The sequence below is a fragment of the Streptomyces sp. NBC_01003 genome, assembly GCF_045162695.1.
In the GTDB taxonomy this organism is placed as follows: domain Bacteria; phylum Actinomycetota; class Actinomycetes; order Streptomycetales; family Streptomycetaceae; genus Streptomyces.
In genome coordinates this window covers 3,721,190-3,740,493 of the sequence record NZ_CP108707.1, presented here as the reverse complement: position 1 = coordinate 3,740,493, position 19,304 = coordinate 3,721,190, and the positions used below count along the sequence as shown (strand labels likewise).

Genomic DNA, 19,304 nt, shown 5'->3' with positions numbered 1-19,304 from the left:
AGGGGTGCGCCTGCCGTGCCCGGCCGCGGATGGGGCATCCCGTGCCCACGACGGGCACGGGGCGGAGAACGAGGACGCGGTACCGCTGACGGAAGTCGTCCGCATCGGATCGCGTGGCGTGGGCACCGCCGGCTGTGAGAGGGACGGGAATGGAACCGACCGAGAGCGCCGCTCCGGACTCACGGCTGCGCACGCGCTGGCGCGTGTGGCGAGGTACCGCGAGCCCGGCGCCGGCCGCGCGCAGCGTGCCGCGACCGGACGAGACGGACCAGTCCGGTGAGACGGACAACGACACCGGCGAGACGGACCAGGGCGACGGGCGCCCCAGGCGCGGTGGGTGGCGCGCGGCCCTCGGGGACCGCGGCGCGGGGCGTACACGCCGTCGCGCGGGCTCCGGTGCCCGGGGCGAGAGCGGACGAAGTGGCTCCGTCGGCGCGTCGGCCGGATCCGGGGCGCCCACACCCGGCTGGCCCGCGTCCGGTTCGAACGGCGGGGCCGGGATCGGCGCCTACGGCGTCCCCGCATCCGGTGCGGTGGCGTCCGGTTGGCCCGCCCCGGGTTCGAACGGCGGGGCGGGCATCGGTGCCATCGGCGGGACCGGCTCCGGAGCGGCGGTGAGCGGCGGGACCGGCTGGACCGGGGCCGCCGCTGACGGTGGTTCCGGGTGGACGGGCGCCGGCGCGGGAGACGCGGGCGGCTGGCCGAACCGCGGGTACGGGACCTTCGGCGGAGCCTTCGGTGAGGAAGGGGACGGCCGGGAGCGCTCCTGGCTCGGCGCGCTGCCCATGCTGCCCCTCGCGATCGTCGCCCTCGCCTCCGCCGTGCTCGGCACCGGCTTCTACCGCGCCTTCACCGGCAGCCACGCGCTCTTCCCGTCCGGCGCCGCCGGCTGGTCCCTCGCCGTACTGACCGGCATCATCGTCGGCCACCTCGCCGCGCTCGGCCGCGACCGCTGGTGGGGCGGCACCGGCTCGGGCGCGGCCTTAACGCTCGCGGTCCTGCTGCTCTACGGCTGGGTGCCCGCCGGCATGGTCAGCCTCACCGTCGTCGTCCTCGTCGGCATCGCCCGCCGGCACCGCTGGCGCCAGGGCATCCTGCACGGCGCGGTCGACATCATCGGCATCGGTGCGGGCGCCCTCGTGCTCGCCGTGTTCGGCCAGGTCCCGTCTGTGGAGTCCCCCTGGAAGCCGGAGACCTGGACGGTTCTCAACGCCCCCGAGGTGGCGCTCGTCGCGGCCGCCTACCTCGCGGTCACCCGCAGCCTGCTCTGGTACGTCCACGCGCCCCGTGCCTCCGGGCTGCCCACCGTCGCCCGCACCGCCCTTCTCCGGCAGGGCCTCGTCGGCGTCGCGCTGCTCGGCATCGCCCCGCTGATCTGCGTGGTCGCTATCGCGCTGCCCGTGCTGCTGCCGCTGTTCGCCGTCCCGCTCATCGCGCTCGACTCGACGCTGTGGATCGCCCGGGCCCGCGCCGAGGAGCAGCTGCGCGACCCGCTCACAGGGCTGCCCAACCGGCAGTGGCTGCTGGAGCGGACGTGGACCGCGCTCGACGACGCCGAGCGGATCGGCGCGCGCAGCGCCCTCCTGCTCATCGACCTGGACCGCTTCCGGTCCGTCAACGACACCCTCGGACACCTCGCGGGAGACCGGCTCCTGCTCCAGATAGCCGACCGGCTCCGGATGGCCCTGCCCCGAGGGGCGGAGGCCGCACGCCTCGGCGGCGACGAGTTCGCCGTCCTCCTGCCCGTGGTCGACTCCACGACATCCGCCACCCGGGTGGCGCGCACCCTGGTCGCCGCCCTCGGCTCCCCGCTCGACCTGGACGGGCTCACGCTGGTCCTGGAGGCCAGCGCCGGACTCGCCGTCTTCCCCGACCACGCGCTCGACGCCGAAGGGCTGCTGCGCCGCGCGGACGTCGCCATGTACCAGGCGAAGCGCGACCGTACGGGCGTCGAGGTCTACGAGTCGAAGCGGGATTCCAACACCCCCGACCGCCTCGGCCTGCTCGGCGATCTGCGCCGCGCGCTCGACGCGGGCGACGTGGAGGTGCACTACCAGCCGAAGGTCCGCTTCGACGGACAGGTCGCCGGCCTCGAGGCGCTGGTGCGCTGGGTGCACCCCGAGCGGGGCAAGGTTCCGCCGGACGAGTTCATCGCCATCGCCGAGTCGTCCGGACTCATGCCCCATCTGACCGAGTACGTCCTGGAGACGGCGCTCGCGCAGGTCGCCCGGTGGCGGGCGCAGGGCCTGCGCGTCCCGGTCGCGGTGAACGTGTCGCCGAGGGACGTGCACACCCCGGGATTCGCCGGCGCGGTCGCCGCGCGGCTCGCCCGGCACGGCGTCCCCCCGGGCGCCCTGCAGCTGGAGATAACCGAGCACGTGTTGCTGGAGGACCCCCAGCGCGCCGCCGACACCCTCGCCGGGCTCACCGGGCACGGCGTGAAGATGTCCCTCGACGACTTCGGCACCGGCTACTCCTCCCTCGTCCACCTGCGTCGCCTCCCGGTCAGCGAGCTGAAGATCGACCGCTCGTTCGTGGCCCGCCTCGCCGTGGACAACGAGGACGCGGAGATCGTCCGCTGCACCGTCGACCTGGCGCACTCGCTCGGACTGCTCGTCGTCGCCGAGGGAGTCGAGGACGACGAGACCTGGGAGCGCCTGCGCGACCTCGGGTGCGACGCCGTCCAGGGCTGGCTCGTCGCCGCCGCGATGCCGCCGGACGAGACGACGGCATGGCTGCGGGCGCGCGGCTCCCGCGGATGGCAGCGGCCCTCCGTCCTCGCCGCAGAGGCCGAGGACCAGTCATCGGGACAGACGGTCAACTGAGCCGTACAGGGGTGACCGGGGCTTCGCGGACCTCCGAACGGGAAACCGTTTAACAGGCACGGCACCGCGCCCCATAGGATTGGGGCCGGTCGTACCCTTCCCGTCTGTCGTGCGACGCCCGGCACGCACGCTCGCCGCGTTGCCGAATCGTCCACGTGGCTCCGCCACGAGGACGCTCCGGCGCCTTGCGATCGCACGCACCAGACGACGCACGACCCGCCCTTCGGGCGGACGACGGGTATGGGACGACTGGCCCCGGCCCGAACCACACTCACTCACCCCAGAGGATCGCTGCATGCCTGGCATCACGCGCGAGGAGGTCGCACACCTCGCACGGCTGGCGCGTCTGGAGCTGAAGGACGAAGAGCTCGACCACTTCGCCGGACAGCTCGACGACATCATCGGCGCGGTCGCCCGCGTCTCGGAGGTCGCCGACCAAGACGTACCGCCGACCTCCCACCCGCTCCCGCTGACGAACGTCATGCGGGCGGACGAGGTTCGTCCGTCGCTCACCCCCGAGCAGGCGCTCTCCGGCGCCCCGGCCCAGGAGCAGCAGCGTTTCAAGGTGCCGCAGATCCTGGGGGAGGACTAATCACCATGACGGACAGCAACATCATCAAGCTCACCGCCGCCGAGATCGCCTCGAAGATCGCCGCCGGCGAGCTCACGGCCGTCGAGGTCACCGAGGCCCACCTGGCCCGGATCGGGGCCGTCGACGAGAAGGTGCACGCCTTCCTGCACGTCGACCGTGAGGGCGCGCTCGCGCAGGCCCGCGCCGTCGACGCCAAGCGCGCCGCGGGCGAGAAGCTCGGCCCGCTGGCCGGCGTACCGCTCGCGCTGAAGGACATCTTCACCACCGAGGGCATCCCGACCACAGTCGGTTCGAAGATCCTCGAAGGCTGGATCCCGCCGTACGACGCCACCCTGACGCGCAAGCTCAAGGACGCCGACGTCGTCATCCTCGGCAAGACCAACATGGACGAGTTCGCCATGGGGTCCTCCACCGAGAACAGCGCGTACGGCCCGACCGGCAACCCGTGGGACCTCACCCGCATCCCCGGCGGCTCCGGCGGCGGCTCCTCCGCGGCCCTCGCCGCCTACGAGGCCCCGCTCGCCATCGGCACGGACACCGGCGGTTCGATCCGCCAGCCCGCGGCCGTCACCGGCACCGTCGGCGTCAAGCCGACCTACGGCGGCGTCTCGCGCTACGGCATGGTGGCGTTCTCCAGCTCCCTCGACCAGGGCGGCCCCTGCGCCCGTACGGTCCTGGACGCGGCGCTCCTGCACGAGGTCATCGCCGGCCACGACCCGCTCGACTCGACGTCCATCGACGCGCCGGTCCCGCCGGTCGTCGAGGCCGCTCGCAACGGCTCGGTCCGGGGCATGCGCATCGGCGTCGTCAAGCAGTTCTCCGGCGAGGGCTACCAGGCCGGCGTCGTCCAGCGCTTCAACGAGTCGGTCGAGCTGCTCACGTCGCTCGGCGCCGAGATCGTCGAGCTGGACTGCCCGACCTTCGACCTGGCCCTGTCGGCGTACTACCTGATCGCGCCGTCCGAGTGCTCGTCCAACCTGGCCCGCTTCGACGCCATGCGCTACGGCCTGCGGGTCGGCGACGACGGCACGAAGTCGGCCGAGGACGTCACCGCCCTCACCCGTGAGGCCGGCTTCGGCGACGAGGTCAAGCGCCGCATCATCCTCGGCACGTACGCGCTCAGCTCCGGCTACTACGACGCGTACTACGGCAGCGCCCAGAAGGTCCGCACCCTGATCACCCAGGAGTTCGAGCGGGCCTTCGAGCAGGTCGACGTGATCGTCTCGCCGACGACGCCGACCACCGCCTTCCCGATCGGTGAGCGCGCCGACGACCCGATGGCGATGTACCTGGCCGACGTGTGCACGATCCCGACCAACATGGCGGGCAACGCCGCCATGTCCCTGCCGTGCGGCCTCGCGCCGGAGGACGGCCTGCCGGTCGGGCTGCAGATCATCGCCCCCGCCATGAAGGACGACCGCCTGTACAAGGTCGGCGCTGCCGTCGAGGCCGCCTTCGTGGAAAAGTGGGGCCACCCGCTGCTCGAGGAGGCTCCGTCGCTGTGAGTGCCATGGCAAAGAAGGCCAAGAACTTCAAGAAGTCCAAGACCGGCGTGTACGTGTCGCTGGCGAGCACCGCTTTCGGCGCGATCAGCGTCGCGAAGCAGGCCAGGCTGGCCCGTAACGACCACGACACCCTGCGGCTGATCGACGCCGCGGTGTCCGCCGCCGCCATCGCTACCGGCCTGGCGATCCTCTACCGGGAGCTGAAGCGCCTGGGCGACGACGACGTCCTGCTGGGCTGAGAGGGAAAGTCTCACCGTGACCGTCACTGAACTGCTGTCGTACGACGCGGCACTCGCGACGTACGACCCCGTCATGGGCCTCGAGGTCCATGTCGAGCTGGGTACGAAGACGAAGATGTTCTGCGGGTGCTCCACCGAGCTGGGCGCCGAGCCGAACTCGCAGACCTGCCCGACCTGTCTCGGCCTGCCCGGCGCCCTGCCGGTGGTCAACGAGATCGGCATCGAGTCGGCCATCAAGATCGGCCTCGCGCTCAACTGCGAGATCGCCGACTGGTGCCGCTTCGCCCGGAAGAACTACTTCTATCCGGACATGCCGAAGAACTTCCAGACCTCCCAGTACGACGAGCCCATCGCCTTCAACGGCTACCTCGACGTACAGCTGGAGGACGGCGAGATCTTCCGCGTGGAGATCGAGCGCGCCCACATGGAGGAGGACACCGGCAAGTCGCTGCACGTCGGTGGCGCGACGGGCCGTATCCACGGCGCCTCGCACTCCCTGCTCGACTACAACCGCGCCGGCATCCCGCTCATCGAGATCGTCACCAAGCCGATCGAGGGCGCCGGGGAGCGCGCGCCGGAGGTCGCGAAGGCGTACGTCGCCGAGCTGCGCGAGGTCATCAAGGCGCTCGACGTCTCCGAGGCCCGGATGGACAAGGGCCAGATGCGCTGCGACGTGAACCTGTCGCTGCGCACCAGCCCCGAGGCGCCCTTCGGCACCCGCTCGGAGACGAAGAACGTCAACTCGCTGCGTTCCGTCGAGCGCGCCGCCCGTTACGAGATCCAGCGGCACGCCGCTGTCCTGTCGTCCGGCGGCACGATCGTGCAGGAGACCCGTCACTTCCACGAGGAGGACGGCTCCACCACGTCGGGCCGCATCAAGGACAACGCCGAGGACTACCGCTACTTCCCCGAGCCGGACCTGGTGCCGGTGGCGCCCGCCCGCGCCTGGGTGGAGGAGCTGCGCTCGGAGCTGCCCGAGATGCCGCGCGTGCGCCGCAACCGGCTGCGCGAGGAGTGGGGCGTCTCCGAGCACGACATGCAGTCGATCCTCAACGCGGGCGCGGTCGACCCGATCGTCGCGACGATCGAGGCCGGCGCCGACTCCGTCTCGGCCCGCAAGTGGTGGATGGGCGAACTCGCCCGTAACGCCAACGAGTCGGGCACGGCGCTCGACGAGCTGCCCATCACCCCGGCCCAGGTGGCCCGGGTGGCGGCGCTCGTCTCCGCCGGTGACCTCAATGACAAGCTGGCGCGCCAGGTCATCGAGGGTGTCCTCGCGGGCGAGGGCGACCCGGACACGGTCGTCGAGAAGCGCGGCCTGAAGGTCGTCTCGGACGAGGGCGCGCTCGGCGCGGCCGTCGACGAGGCCATCGCGGGCAACGCCGGGATCGCCGACAAGATCCGTGGCGGCAAGGTCGCCGCCGTCGGCGCGCTCGTGGGTGCCGTCATGAAGGCGACCCGGGGTCAGGCCGACGCGGCGCGCGTCAAGGAACTGATCCTGGAGAAGCTGGGCGTCTCCGAGGGCTGAGGCGGTTCTTGCGGGGGTCCGCCCCCGCACCCCGCGTCCCTCTGAGCCTCAAACGCCGGCCGGGCTGAGATGCCCGGCCGGCGTTTGCCATGGGGGGTACGAATTCTTGGAGTCGCACGTTGAGCACCATCCCCGCCGAACTCCTCTCCGTCACCCTCCTCCTGCTCATCCTCGGCTTCGCCGTGGTGCGTCCCCGGCAGCTGCCGGAGGCCGTCGTCGCCGTGCCCGCGGCGGCGATCGTCGTGGCGGTCGGCGCCGTGTCGCCCGCGCACGCGTGGGCCGAGACGCGGGAGCTGCTGCCGGTCGTCGGATTCCTCGCCGCCGTCCTGGTCCTGGCACAGCTGTGCGCCGACGAGGGCCTCTTCAAGGCCGCGGGCGACGCGATCGCGCGGGCCTGCAAGGGCAGTCCACGCCGCATGCTCGGCGGGGTCTTCGCCGCGGCCGCCGTGATCACGGCCGTACTGAGCCTCGACGCCACCGTCGTGCTGCTCACGCCGGTCGTCCTCGCCACGGCCCGCCGGATCGGCGCGAGGCCGCGCCCGCACGTCTACGCGAGCGCCCACCTCGCCAACTCCGCCTCGCTGCTCCTTCCGGTCTCGAACCTCACCAACCTGCTCGCCTTCACCGCGAGCGGACTCACCTTCGCCCGGTTCGCGGGGCTCATGGCCCTGCCGTGGCTGGGCGCGATCGCCGTCGAGTACGCGGTGTTCCGTCGGTACTTCGCCGACGATCTGGCGGCGCCCGCCCATGAGCCGGACGCGGAGGAGCCGCCGGGCGTCCCGGTGTTCACCCTCACCGTCCTCGCCCTGACGCTCGTGGGCTTCGTCGTCACCTCGTTCGCCGGGATCGACCCGCTGTGGGCGGCGATCGTCGGCACGGCCGTCCTCGCGGCGCGGGCGCTCGGGCAGCGGCGCACGACCCCGCTCGCGCTGGTGAAGTCGGCCCACCCGTACTTCTGTCTCTTCGTCCTCGCGCTCGGGATCGTGGTCAAGGCGGTCGTCGACAACGGGCTCGGGGACGGCATCGACCGGCTGCTGCCCGAGGGCTCGTCGCTGCCCGCGCTGCTCGCCGTCGCCGGGGTCGCGGCCCTGCTCGCCAACCTGATCAACAACCTGCCGGCCGTTCTCGCGCTGCTCCCCGTGGCGGGGCCCGCGGGTCCGGGACCGGTCCTCGCCGTCCTCATCGGCGTCAATCTCGGCCCCAACCTCACGTATGTGGGCTCGCTCGCGACGCTCCTGTGGCGCCGCATCGTCCACGCCCACGATGTGCATCCCAGGCTCGGTGACTTCACACGGCTCGGCGTGCTCACGGTCCCGGCGACGCTGGTCGTCTCAACGGTCGTGCTCTGGGCGGGACTTCAGTTCCTGGGCTGAACGGCCGCGCGCCCTTGTGACTAAGGCCACGAAAGCGACAAAGGATCACTTCTTGCTGTAAGAGTGGCTTGCTATTGCTCATGTGTTCTTTGCGGGCTGTTCCCGGTGAAGATCCACAAACCCTGGGAGCACGTCCGTGGCAGCTCTCGCACGATGGTGTGTACGGCACCGCCTCGTAGTCGTCCTGCTGTGGCTCCTCGCCCTCGGCGCCACGAGCGCCGCGGCGGCCGTCGCGGGCTCCTCGTACTCGAACGACTACGAGGCACCGGGTACCGAGTCGGGGCGCGCCACCCAGCTCCTCAACGACGGTTTCCCCGGCCTCGGCGGCGACAGCGACACCGTCGTCTGGCACACGGACGGCAGCATGGTCCGCGCCGCCGACGTGAAGGAGCGCATGACCCGCACGCTCGACAGGATCGAGCACCTGCCCGGCATCGCCGCAGTCACCGGCCCGTACGAGCAGCAGAGCACGAGTCGGATAAGCGCCGACGGACGCACCGCCTACGCCACGGTCACCTTCGAGCAGCAGTCCGGCGACATCGCCAAGGCGGACGCCCAGCGCCTCGTCGACACGGCCAAGGCCGCCGAGAAGAACGCCCCCGACGGACTGCGGGTCGAACTCGGCGGCAGCGCCGTCGCCCTGACCGAGTCCGTCCAGGGACATGCCGCCGAGATCGTCGGCGTCGTGGTCGCCGCAGTCGTCCTCCTGCTCGCCTTCGGCTCCCTCGCGGCCAGCGCCCTGCCCATCGCCACGGCCCTGGTCAGCGTGGGCACCGCCGCCTCCGGCATCGTGCTCCTCGGCCATGTGATGACCGTCGCCGACTTCGCCCCGATGCTCGGGATGCTCGTCGGCCTCGGCGTCGGCATCGACTACGCCCTCTTCATCGTGACCCGGCACCGGCGCGGCCTGAAACAGGGCCTGCCCGTGAACGAGGCCGCGGAGCGGGCCGTCGCCACCACCGGGCGCGCGGTCGTCTTCGCCGGCGCCACCGTCTGCATCGCGCTCCTCGGCATGCTGATCCTGCGCCTCAGCTTCCTCAACGGTGTCGCGATCGCCGCGTCCCTGACCGTGCTCCTCACCGTCGCCGCGTCCGTCACGCTACTGCCCGCGCTCCTGTCGTTCATCGGCATGCGCGCGCTCAGCAGGCGCCAGCGGCGCAGACTCGCCGAACACGGGCCCGAGCCGGAGCGGCCGACCGGGTTCGCCGCCCGCTGGGCCGCCTTCGTGGAGCGCCACCCCCGGCTCCTCGGCGGCCTCGCACTCGGCGTGATCGCGGTGCTCTCGGTGCCCACGTTCTTCCTGCACCTGGGCACGTCCGACCAGGGCAACAACGCGTCGTCGTCCACGACCAGGCAGGCCTACGACCTCCTGGCCGACGGATTCGGGCCCGGCGTGAACGGGCCGCTGACCCTGGTCACACCCATAGACGGCGCCGGCGACCAGGTCGCCGTGAGCCGTCTGGAGTCCCTGATCGACTCGGCCGAGGGCGTCTCCTCGGTGACCCCGGCGACGTACAACGGCAGCGGCACCGCCGCCTTTCTGACCGTCGTGCCGAAGTCCGCACCGCAGTCACAGAGGACCAGCGAGCTCGTCGACCGACTGCGCAGTGACGTCATCCCCGCGGCCGAGAAGGGCACGTCCCTCGACGTGCAGCTCGGCGGAGTCACCGCCAGCTACGACGACTTCGCCGACGTCATCGTCGGCAAACTGCCGCTGTTCGTGGGCGTCGTCATCGGACTCGGCTGCGTCCTGCTGCTTCTGGCTTTCCGTTCCATCGGCATCCCCCTCAAGGCCGCCGCGATGAACGTCGCGGCCGTCGCCTCCGCCTTCGGCGTCGTCGTCGCCATCTTCCAGTGGGGCTGGGGCAGCGAGATGCTCGGCCTCGGCAGAGCGGGCCCGATCGAGCCCTTCCTCCCCGTGATCATGGTGTCGGTCCTGTTCGGACTCTCCATGGACTACCAGGTGTTCCTGGTCAGCCGCATGTACGAGGAGTGGCTGGAGACCCGCGACAACCGGCGGGCCGTCCGCGTCGGGCTCGCCGAGACCAGCCGCGTCATCAACTCCGCGGCCGTGATCATGATTTCGGTCTTCCTGGCCTTCGTCCTCAGCGGTGACCGCGTCATCGCGATGTTCGGCATCGCCCTGGCCGCCGCCGTCGCCCTCGACGCGTTCGTCCTGCGCACGCTCCTCGTGCCCGCCCTCATGCACATGCTCGGCGGCGCCAACTGGTGGCTGCCGAAGTGGCTCGACCGCCGGCTTCCCCGCATCAGCATCGAGCCGCCCGAGTGCGGCGAGGCGCATGCGAGTATGCCTGGACAGCGCCCGACCGAGGACGAGGCGCTGCTGGACGTACTGGTGAAGGCCGAAGCCGAGGAGCGGAAACGCGATGTACACGATCTCCCTGGGTGACGACGGCGCCGAGCTGCGGCCACTTGAGACGTGGCACGCCGATCAGTTCCTCGCCCATCTGGAACGCGGGCGTGAGTTCATCGGGCAGCACATAGGGTTCGGCTCGAACGTCAAGGACGTCGGCTCCGCCCGGGACCTGCTCAAGTCCTACGCCGACAAGCGCGCCGCCGACAGCGGGAGCCTGCACGGACTCTGGCTGGACGGGACGCTCGTCGGCGGCCTGCTCTTCCGGATCTTCGACGCGGAGGGCGGCAACTGCGAGATCGGCTGCTGGCTCGAGCCCGCCGCCGCCGGACGCGGCCTCGTCACGCGCGGCGCGCGCGTCCTCATCGACTGGGCGGTCCTCGAACGCGGCATCCACCGCGTGGAGTGGGTCGCCTCCTCCGCGAACGAGCCCAGCCTGAACGTGGCGCGGCGGCTCGGCATGCGGCGCGACGGGGTGCTGCGCGAGGCGGGCTCGCACAAGGGCGTCAAGCAGGATCTTGAGGTGTGGTCGGCGCTCGCGCCGGAGTGGCGCGCGCGTCAGGCCGTCTGTCCAGAAACGCCCTAGCCCGCCGGTTGTGAGGCGGGGGACTCGGGGGCGGCGGACTCCGCGCTCGACGGTGGGGCCGACGACGCTCCGGGGGCCTGTGACGACGGTGGCTGCGAAGACTCGGACGACTGGGACGACTCGGAGGACCGAGAGGTCTCGGACGACGGGGTTGTCGAGGAGGTCGAGGCGTCCGAGGAGGAGACCCCGGGTGGGGTGTGCGCCGTCGTCTTCCGGTCGCTGCCGCCCGTGCTGCCCGCGGTTCGGCTGAACCAGCCCCTGGTCTCCGGGTCGTACATCACGAAACTGTTCACCGGCTGCGGCGCGGGCGAGACGACCACCGCGTCCGACGACTTGTAACCGGACCAGGCCTTGCCCTGACGCTTCACCGAGCCCTGCAGAGGCACCGGCGCGAGCAGCGGATTCCCGCACGAGCACCGCACCCGCGGCTCGCCGCGGTCGTTCACGAGCACGGCCGTGCCGGACTGGAGCACGGACTGGAACTTCGTCGGGGCGCCGCTGCGGAAGCCGTGATTCGTGACCCGGGTGTCGAGGCGGAGCTGAACCGGCGTCAGCGACCGCAGATACGCGGGGACACTCGACGGATCGATGCTGAGTACCGAGGCGAACGCCTTGTTCCTGTCCGGCTCCGCGCCCAGCGCGCGGATCTGCTTCTCCACGTCGCAGCTGGAGACGTTGCGGGTGCCGCCGTACAGGCCGGGGGCGGAGCCCTCGACGCCCCGGACCACGTTCGCGTTCTCCGAAGAGCTCTCCCCGGACGCGCTCGGCAGCGTGGTGGGCGTCGTCGCGGTGGCGCCCTTCCGGGTGCTCGACTCGGTGTACGGGTCGGGGCCGGACGAGTCGGCGCTCTGGAGGAAGAGTTCGTCACCGGCCGCGGTTCCGCCGCTGCCACCGTCGCCGCCGGAGCTGGTGAGGACGACGATGAGGACCACAGCGGCGACGATCAGGGCGCCGATCCCCGCGAGTTTCTTGGGTGTGAACCGCCACCAGGGGCGGTCGGGGTGCGGGCCGTGCGGGGGCGGGGTGTCGCTCGGCGGCGGCGGGCCGCCGGGGCCGCTGCCCGTGCTGCCAGAGCCAGAGTCAGAGCCAGAACCGGAACCGGCGCCGGAGCCCGTGCCTTCGCCGGACGGCGGTTCCGAGGGGTGTTCGGGCGGCGGGGGTACGGGCGCCGCGGGCTGGGTCGGGCCCGAGAGCGGGCCGGATGGGGGGCCGGTGGGGCGGCCGGGCTCCGTCGGTCGGTCACTCACGGGCGCTTCTTCTCACCGTAGGAGACATGGGGCGGACTGGGGGAGGGCCCGCCTCTCGGTCCGGCGGTCCGGTCCCCTTTGTCCTGTCACCTCCACATTGTGTGCTCCGTACTCGTACGGCTCGCAAGCCGAACCCGTACGGTCCGCGAGGCGACGCGGTCGGCCCTCCCGAGGGGCGGACCGCCGGGCGCCTGCCTAGCGTGGCCCCGTGAGTGAACAGGCATCCGACGGCCGGTCCGGCACCAGGCGCAGCGCGAGACACGGCTGGGCCGCGGCCCTCGTGGCCGTGCTCGCCGGGCTCGTGGCCATGGTGGTCACGGCCGCCCTCGGCCTGTGGGCGGCGGGCGCGACCGGCCTTCCCGGCAGCGCCTTCCCCCGAGTGGTCGCCGCCGTCGTGGTGATGGCGGCCGGCGGCTCCGTCGACCTGGCCGGAAACGCCGGAGAAATCGCCCGGACGCACGCCGACATCTCGGTCCTGCCCCTCTCCGTGACCCTCGCCGGAGCGCTGGTGATCGCCGCGGGCTTCCTGCGGCCGCTGCGCCACCGGGCCATCGCGAGCAGCGGCGAACTCCTCGGCTGGGCCGGGCGGGTGGCCGTGCCGTGGGCGGTGGCGCTCATCGTCCTCTCGCTCCTGGCCAGGCAGGACTTCGCCATCCCCGTCACGGACCCGACCGGCGGCATCATCGAGGGCGTCCTGGACGGCGCACCCAAGGTCGGATTCCGGACGAACATGGCGCTCACCCTGCTCTTCGGCCTGCTGTGGCTCGCGGGCGTCATGATCCTCGCCGTCCTCGTGTCGCGCGGCGCCCCGCTCCCCGCCCGCTTCGTCCGCTTCCAGGAGTCGGTGCGCCCCGCCGCGTACGCGATGGTCGCGCTGCTGCTCGTGTACGTGGCCCTGGGCGTCGTCGTCGGGCTGGTGGTCGCCGCGACCCGTGGCCACGCGGCCGAGACATTCGCCGTGATCCTCCTCGGTCTGCCCAACCTCGTCTGGTTCGTCTACACCATCGGCCTCGGCGCGTCCTGGGACGGCAAGGTCGACGGTCCGTTCGGCCTGCCCATGCCGCACATCCTCGACGTCGTACTCCGTACGCCCGACATCTCCACCGTCAACGTCAGCACGCTCGCCGAACAGGACGGCCGGATCTGGTGGTCGGTCGCGGTGGCCGCGATCCTGACGCTGGCGGCCGCGTTCGGCATGGCGCTGCGGTCACCCGCCCGGATGCGGGCCTGGCAGCACGCCCTCCACATGGCGGTGGCCCTCGTCCTGACCGTGCTCGCCATCTGCCTCCTCGCCCGCATCTCTGCGCACTACGGCCTGTCGCTCCTCGGCATCGGCGACATCGGCGGCGGGCTCGGCGGCGAGGTGGCGCTGCGCCCGAAACTGTGGACCGCGCTCGGCCTCGCGGTCCTGTGGGGGCTCGTCACCGGATTCCTCGGCGGCCTCCTCGCGTCCCGCCTCCACCGGCGTGGGGAGGTGGATTCGGCGAAGCCGGACCGGAGTTGAGCGGCCGGCGCACGAGGCCCGTGAAGACCGGCAGCGCCCACCGCGGCGGGGCGGGCGGGGCTTCGGCCGTGGGGGACCACGTGCTGACGCGGCGGTCCACCTGCGTCGGAGGGTGGTTGTCCCGGACGCCGCCGCGCGCCGCCGCGCGCAGGGCCGCCACGAACTGGAGGCATGAGTCGTAGCGGTCGTCCGGGCTCTTGGCCAGCGCCTTGGCCAGTACGTCGTTCATCGCCGCCGGGAGTCCGGGGCGCAGCCCGGTCAGGGGCGGGGGCGGGTCGAACTGGTGGGCCCACAGCAGCGCCATGTCGTCGTCGCGCTGGAACGGCGGCAGACCGGTCAGGGTCTCCTGGACGACGCAGGCGAGGCTGTAGACGTCGCACCTGCCGTCGACCGGGCGGCCGGAGATCTGCTCGGGCGCCACATAGTCGAGCGTGCCGACGAACTGGCCCACGGACGTGAACCCGGTCAGCGAAAGCGACTTCTTCGTCAGGCCGAAGTCGGTGAGGTAGACGTGCTCGGGGTGATCGCTGTCCGTTCCCGCCGCGACCAGGATGTTGCCGGGCTTCACGTCCCGGTGCACCAGGTCGTGGTCATGGGCGGCGTCGAGCGCGGACGCGACCTGCGAGGCGATCCGTACCGCCGTCCCCACGGGCAGCGGCCCCTCGCGGTCGATGAGCGCGCGCAGGTCCTGGCCCGCCACGAAGCGCATGGCGATGTAGAGGATGCCCTCGGTCTCGCCGGCCTCGAAGACCGGCACGATGTGCGGATGGTCGATCGCGGCGGCGACGCGCGACTCGTGCGTGAACCGTTGGCGGAAGGTGTCGTTACGGGCGAGTTCGGGGGCGAGCAGTTTGAGCGCGACGGTGCGGTCGAGGCGTAGATCCTTGGCCCGATAGACGACCGCCATGCCGCCCCGGCCGATCTCGCTCTCCACGCGGTATCCGGCGATCTGCCGCCCGAGCAGATCGGACGGCCGGCCGACGGGCAGCTGCGGATCGTCCGCCATCACAGCTCACCTGGCGCGCGGGCACTGTGCTTGCGGTCGGCGGGGTCGTGGCCGTTCATCTCTTTCGGGTCCACGATCCGGGTCGGCTCGGCGGCGTTCGGGGGTGGGGTCGGGGTCGGGGTGGGGGTCCGGCTCGGGGCCGGCGGTGCTTCGGCGGCGTTCTCGTGCGGGCCGGAGCCGGCCCTGTTGCCGTCCGGGCCGGTGTCGGCGACGTCCTCGGCCGGCCCCGAGCCGGCGATCTCTGCCGGGTCCACGACGCGCGTGGGTTCCGGGTCCGCGGCCCGCGCGGGCGCCGGTGTCGCCCCGCTCGGCCGCCCCGGTCCCGCCCCCGCCGCGTACGTGCTCAACTGCGTGCCGTCGCAGTACATCCAACGCTCGTGCTCGGCGTCGTACAGCCACACCGCCTCGCCGTCGACGACCATCCCGACCCGCAGCCCCTGCGTCCGGCGCTGGAATGTCTCTCCGTCGATGCGCTCCTCGGCCAGTTCCTGTGCGGCGCGCCGGTACTGGCCCGCCGCCTCCTCGACGCGCGCCATCAGCGGCCGCGGATCCGCCGTGCGGGCCATGGGCTTCCCGGCCTCCGGCGGGTCACGCGGCACGGCGACGAGCAGGCGCCCGTCGACCCAGGCCGACCAGCCGTTGGCGCACACGATCCGGCCCCAGTCCGCGCGCCGGTCGACCAGTTCGACCGGGAGCAGCGGGTCGAGCGGCTGTGTGGGCCGGGAGACGTCCGGCTCCTCCCAGGCGGGCATCCCGTCCGGGGGCACGACATGGGTGGGGCGGAACTCCGGTGTCGCCATGGGCGCCTCTCCGCTGTCTTTCCGCTACTTCCGCATGATCGCGGGCTCGTGCCGGCGCAGCAGCCGTGCGACGGCGATGCCGAAGACGACCGAGAGCACGACCAGCATCCCCATGTTGAGCAGCCACACCCCGGTGGAGTGTTCGAACAGGGGGTCGCTGGTCAGCTTCCCCGGCACGATCCGGGACAGACCGACCGTGCCCGCCATCGCGCCCATCGCCCAGCGCGACGGGACCAGCCACGACAACTGCTCGATTCCGGGCACCCCGTGCAGCTTGAGCAGCGCACCGCAGAACACGACCTGGATGATCGCGATGAGCACCAGGAGCGGCATGGTGACCTCCTCCTTGCGCACCAGGGCGGACACGAGCAGCCCGAGCATCATCGCCGTGAACGACAGGAGCGCCACGGTCAGCGTGATCTCCACCAGCGGAGGCATCAACACCCCCTCGCCGCCCGGCGCGTTGAGGTCGACACCGACGAGCCCGACCAGCGTCAGGACGACGGCCTGGAGCACCGTGATGGTGCCGAGGACGACGACCTTGGACATCAGATACGCGGATCTGGACAGCCCGACGGCACGTTCCCGCTGGTAGATCACCCGCTCCTTCACCAGTTCGCGCACGGCGTTGGCGGCGCCCGTGAGCACACCGCCCACACACAGGAGGAGCAGCGCGTTCATCGCGGACTCCTGGGTGAGGCGGCTGCCGGCCAGCGCACGCACCATCGCACCCATCACGAACGGCAGCGCGATCATGATGGCGAGGAACGTCCGGTCGGCGCCGAGCGCGGCCGCGTACCGGCGTACGAGCGTCCGCAGTTGCGCGCCCCAGCTCCGCGTCCTCGGCGGCGGGGCCACCTCCGCCGACGGAGCGTTCGGCAGCCGGGGCTGCGCCGTTGAGTTCACGATGTACTGACGGTGGAACGGGGACGAGTTGTAGTCCTCCGCCCAGCCGCGGTCCCGGTCGTTCTCGAAGGCCTCGAACGCCTCCGGCCACTCCTCGAAACCGAAGAACCCGAGCGCGTCCCCCGGCGGCCCGTAGAACGCGATCTTCCCTCCGGGGGCGAGGACCAGCAGCCGGTCGCACACCTCCAGGCTGAGGACGCTGTGGGTGACCACGATGACGGTCCGCCCGTCGTCGGCGAGGCCGCGCAGCATGTTCATCACCGAGCGGTCCATGCCCGGGTCCAGACCGGACGTCGGCTCGTCCAGGAAGAGCAGCGACGGCTTCGTGAGCAGTTCGAGGGCGACGCTCACGCGCTTGCGCTGACCGCCGGAGAGGCTGTGGATGGGCTGCGCCGCCCGCTCTTCGAGGCCCAGTTCGCGGACGACCTCGTCGACGCGGTCGCGCCGCTCGGACCGTTCGGTGTCCTGCGGGAAGCGGAGTTCTGCCGCGTAACCGAGGGCCCGGTGCACGGTCAGCTGGGAGTGCAGGATGTCGTCCTGCGGTACGAGCCCGATGCGCTGGCGCAGCTCGGCGTAGTCGCGGTACAGATCGCGGCCGTCGTAGAGGACCGTGCCCTGGTCGGCGGGGCGCAGCCCGGTCAGCGCGTTGAGCAGTGTGGACTTGCCCGCGCCGCTCGGGCCCACGACGGCGAGCAGGCACTTCTCGCCGACCGGGAACGAGACGTGATCCAGCAGCGTCTTGCGGCCCGCGTCCACGGTGACCGCAAGGCCCTGGACGTCGAGCGAGACCTCGCCGGTGTCGACGAACTCCTGCAGCGTGTCGCCGACCAGGCAGAACGCGGAGTGGCCGATGCCCACGATGTCCCCGGGCGAGACCCGGGCGCGGGAGACCGGCGCGCCGTTGAGGTAGGTGCCGTTGTGCGAGCCGAGGTCCACGATCTCGTACGTGCCGTCGGGCCGGGCCCGCAGCTCCGCGTGGCGTCGGGAGACGATCAGGTCGTCCACGACGAGGTCGTTGTCGGCGTTGCGGCCGATGCGCACGGTGCGGGCGGGCAGCGGCCGTACGGTCGTCGGCTGCCGGAACGTGCCGGTCGCGCCCGGCATGGACACGGACGAGGGCCGTTCGGCGGCGCGGGGCGCCGCTGCCACCGAATCAAGTATGTGGTCCGGGATGTGGTCCGGTACTTGATCCGCCAAGTGTTCCGTCACGGGCTTGGGTGGCGGCGGTGGCTCATGGCCGACCAGCACGGCGCGCGGCCCGTCCGCGGGGTGACCGAACCGGATGACCGTGCCGGGTCCCACCCCCGACCGGTGGATGCGCCTGCCCCCGGTGTACGTCCCGTTCGTGCTGTCCTCGTCCTCCAGAGACCAGTGGTCGGCGACGGGTCGGAGGACCGCGTGGTGCCACGAGACGCGGACGTCGTCGATGACGATGTCGCTCAGGGGATCGCGGCCGACGTGGTAGTCCCGGCTCGGGCTCATCACCGTGGGTCCGGCTTCGGTTTCGAGCACGAGCTCGGGCGCGGTCGGCGAGACTGGCCGCTCTGCCATGTTCGGATTCTATCGATCTGTGCTGTTATGCGCCTGATCGGACGAGTGCCCCCGCCGCACACAGGCCCGGCACAGGCCGGTCTCAGCCCGGACTCAGCTCGTTAAGAGAGCTCTCAGACTCCGTCCGTACGGTGCGGGGCATGGTTACGAAGACTGATGACGAGACGGCCGAGACCGCTGAGGCCACCACCGCCGAGGCCACCACCGCCGAGGCCACTGAGGCCGCTTCCGAGACCCCTGAGGTCACCAAGGAGGCTGAAGCCACCGATGCCGTCGAGGCGGCCGAGGGCACGGACGGGGACGCGGACGCGGATCTCGACGACGAGCCGTTCGCGCCCGCCGCGCCCGTGGAGGACTCCTCCGGTGCGGGACAGGGCGCCGGCGCCGTCGTCTCCGCCGCACTCGGCGTCGTCGCGCTCAGCGGCAGCTGGGTCGCGACCGTCGCCTCGGCCCGCGAGTCCCTGATCGGCCAGCTCCAGACCTCGCAGGGCGCGAGCGTCGCCAAGCAGGTCTCCGAGGTCTACGGCGACTCGTGGCACGCCACCGCCCTGGTCGGCGGAATCTTCGCCCTCCTCGCGCTGATCATCGGCGCGGTCGTCCTGGCCAGGCCCGCGTTCGGCGCCCCGGGCAAGCCGCAGGCCGTGTGGATCAAGTCGGTCGCCTGGGCGGGCGTCTCCCTCGGCATCCTCGGTCTCCTTCTCGCCGTGGCGAAGTACACCGACATCCTGATGGCGCTTCCCTCGGCCTCTTCCTGAGTCGTTCCTCGGGGGTACCTCAGGGCGCCTCAGGCCGGTCTGAGGACCTCTGAGGACCTCTGAGTCACGTCTAAGGCCCCCCGTACCCGGAACATGCGGCACTCTCCCGATGTGGCGGACCCCCCTGGGAGACGAGTGTTGAGGCATCGCAGAAAGCGAAGCCGAAACCCACTCGCCACCAGGGAGCACCAGATGTACGAGTACGAGATCCACCAGATCCGCGCCGCCGAACTGGTCCGCCAGGCCGAGCACAACCGCCTGGTCCGCGAGGCCCGCGAAGCCCGGCGCAACCGGCGCGCGGAGCGCCGCGCCGCCTCTGCCGGCCAGGACACGGAGGGGCGGGTGAACAGTCCGCGCTCACGCCGGTCCCGTTTCGCACGCGCGGCCTGACGATGACGGCAGAGCAGAGGGAGGGCCACACGGGTGTGGTCCTCCCTTTCAACTTCAGCTCCACCTTCAACGCGGCCGACAGGCATATCGAGGTCGTCGACCCGCGCCCGACTCTGCCCTCGG

General features: G+C 71.9%; 15 protein-coding genes. 11 read left to right on the top strand and 4 right to left on the bottom strand.

What is annotated here, in order from left to right; genetic code table 11:
- Positions 1 to 578 precede the first annotated feature (578 nt).
- The 8 genes from OG698_RS16950 (at position 579) to OG698_RS16915 (ending at position 11,022) form a co-directional block, all read left to right on the top strand.
- A complete protein-coding gene (locus tag OG698_RS16950) occupies positions 579 to 2,825 on the top strand; it encodes a putative bifunctional diguanylate cyclase/phosphodiesterase (RefSeq protein WP_406111109.1) in 2,247 nt (748 codons plus the stop codon).
- Between the two features lie 295 nt (positions 2,826 to 3,120).
- On the top strand, positions 3,121 to 3,417 hold the full coding sequence (gene gatC / locus OG698_RS16945) for an Asp-tRNA(Asn)/Glu-tRNA(Gln) amidotransferase subunit GatC (protein WP_016642027.1): 297 nt from the start codon (positions 3,121 to 3,123) through the stop codon (positions 3,415 to 3,417).
- On the top strand, positions 3,417 to 4,922 hold the full coding sequence (gene gatA / locus OG698_RS16940) for an Asp-tRNA(Asn)/Glu-tRNA(Gln) amidotransferase subunit GatA (protein WP_399972385.1): 1,506 nt from the start codon (positions 3,417 to 3,419) through the stop codon (positions 4,920 to 4,922). Before gatC ends, gatA begins: the two co-directional genes overlap by 1 nt.
- Before the next feature lie 5 nt (positions 4,923 to 4,927).
- Positions 4,928 to 5,161 carry a hypothetical protein gene (locus tag OG698_RS16935; protein ID WP_406111106.1) on the top strand — a complete coding sequence of 78 codons (234 nt, stop codon included), beginning with the start codon at positions 4,928 to 4,930 and terminating at the stop codon, positions 5,159 to 5,161.
- A 16-nt stretch (positions 5,162 to 5,177) separates the two neighbouring features.
- Positions 5,178 to 6,689, top strand: coding sequence for an Asp-tRNA(Asn)/Glu-tRNA(Gln) amidotransferase subunit GatB (gatB, locus tag OG698_RS16930; protein WP_399971923.1), 1,512 nt, complete (start codon positions 5,178 to 5,180; stop codon positions 6,687 to 6,689).
- A 119-nt stretch (positions 6,690 to 6,808) separates the two neighbouring features.
- Positions 6,809 to 8,062: an SLC13 family permease gene (locus tag OG698_RS16925; RefSeq protein WP_406103814.1), complete on the top strand. Its 1,254-nt coding sequence runs from the start codon at positions 6,809 to 6,811 to the stop codon at positions 8,060 to 8,062.
- Positions 8,063 to 8,198: 136 nt separating this feature from the next.
- Positions 8,199 to 10,472 (top strand): MMPL family transporter, encoded by a 2,274-nt coding sequence (locus OG698_RS16920; protein WP_406103812.1) that lies wholly within the window; start codon positions 8,199 to 8,201, stop codon positions 10,470 to 10,472.
- Positions 10,450 to 11,022 (top strand): GNAT family N-acetyltransferase, encoded by a 573-nt coding sequence (locus OG698_RS16915; RefSeq protein WP_406103810.1) that lies wholly within the window; start codon positions 10,450 to 10,452, stop codon positions 11,020 to 11,022. The genes OG698_RS16920 and OG698_RS16915 overlap by 23 nt, the downstream gene beginning before the upstream one ends.
- Here the strand turns inward: OG698_RS16915 and OG698_RS16910 are convergent.
- Positions 11,019 to 12,269, bottom strand: coding sequence for a DUF6777 domain-containing protein (locus OG698_RS16910; RefSeq protein ID WP_406103809.1), 1,251 nt, complete (start codon positions 12,267 to 12,269; stop codon positions 11,019 to 11,021). The genes OG698_RS16915 and OG698_RS16910 overlap by 4 nt on opposite strands.
- Positions 12,270 to 12,477: 208 nt before the next feature.
- Here OG698_RS16910 and OG698_RS16905 point away from each other — a divergent pair, with 208 nt between their 5' ends.
- Complete coding sequence (locus OG698_RS16905) at positions 12,478 to 13,773, top strand: streptophobe family protein (RefSeq protein ID WP_406103807.1); 1,296 nt, start codon at positions 12,478 to 12,480, stop codon at positions 13,771 to 13,773.
- Here OG698_RS16905 and OG698_RS16900 read toward each other — a convergent pair.
- From OG698_RS16900 to OG698_RS16890, 3 genes are read right to left on the bottom strand one after another with little or no spacing between them, the layout of a single operon-like run.
- The gene (locus OG698_RS16900; protein WP_406103805.1) at positions 13,691 to 14,779 is read right to left on the bottom strand and encodes a serine/threonine-protein kinase; all 1,089 of its coding nucleotides are present in this window, start codon (positions 14,777 to 14,779) and stop codon (positions 13,691 to 13,693) included. The two genes, OG698_RS16905 and OG698_RS16900, sit on opposite strands and share 83 nt — an antisense overlap.
- Positions 14,779 to 15,579, bottom strand: a complete 801-nt coding sequence (locus OG698_RS16895) for a hypothetical protein (protein WP_406103804.1) — start codon at positions 15,577 to 15,579, stop codon at positions 14,779 to 14,781. The genes OG698_RS16900 and OG698_RS16895 overlap by 1 nt, the downstream gene beginning before the upstream one ends.
- A gap of 24 nt (positions 15,580 to 15,603) precedes the next feature.
- The gene (locus tag OG698_RS16890) at positions 15,604 to 18,036 is read right to left on the bottom strand and encodes an FHA domain-containing protein (protein WP_406103802.1); all 2,433 of its coding nucleotides are present in this window, start codon (positions 18,034 to 18,036) and stop codon (positions 15,604 to 15,606) included.
- Between the two features lie 140 nt (positions 18,037 to 18,176).
- Between OG698_RS16890 and OG698_RS16885 the strand changes: the two genes are divergently transcribed.
- Together OG698_RS16885 and OG698_RS16880 are read left to right on the top strand one after the other, a co-directional pair.
- The gene (locus tag OG698_RS16885; RefSeq protein WP_406103800.1) at positions 18,177 to 18,791 is read left to right on the top strand and encodes a hypothetical protein; all 615 of its coding nucleotides are present in this window, start codon (positions 18,177 to 18,179) and stop codon (positions 18,789 to 18,791) included.
- Positions 18,792 to 18,983: 192 nt separating this feature from the next.
- The gene (locus tag OG698_RS16880) at positions 18,984 to 19,181 is read left to right on the top strand and encodes a hypothetical protein (RefSeq protein WP_100594979.1); all 198 of its coding nucleotides are present in this window, start codon (positions 18,984 to 18,986) and stop codon (positions 19,179 to 19,181) included.
- Positions 19,182 to 19,304: the final 123 nt, after the last annotated feature.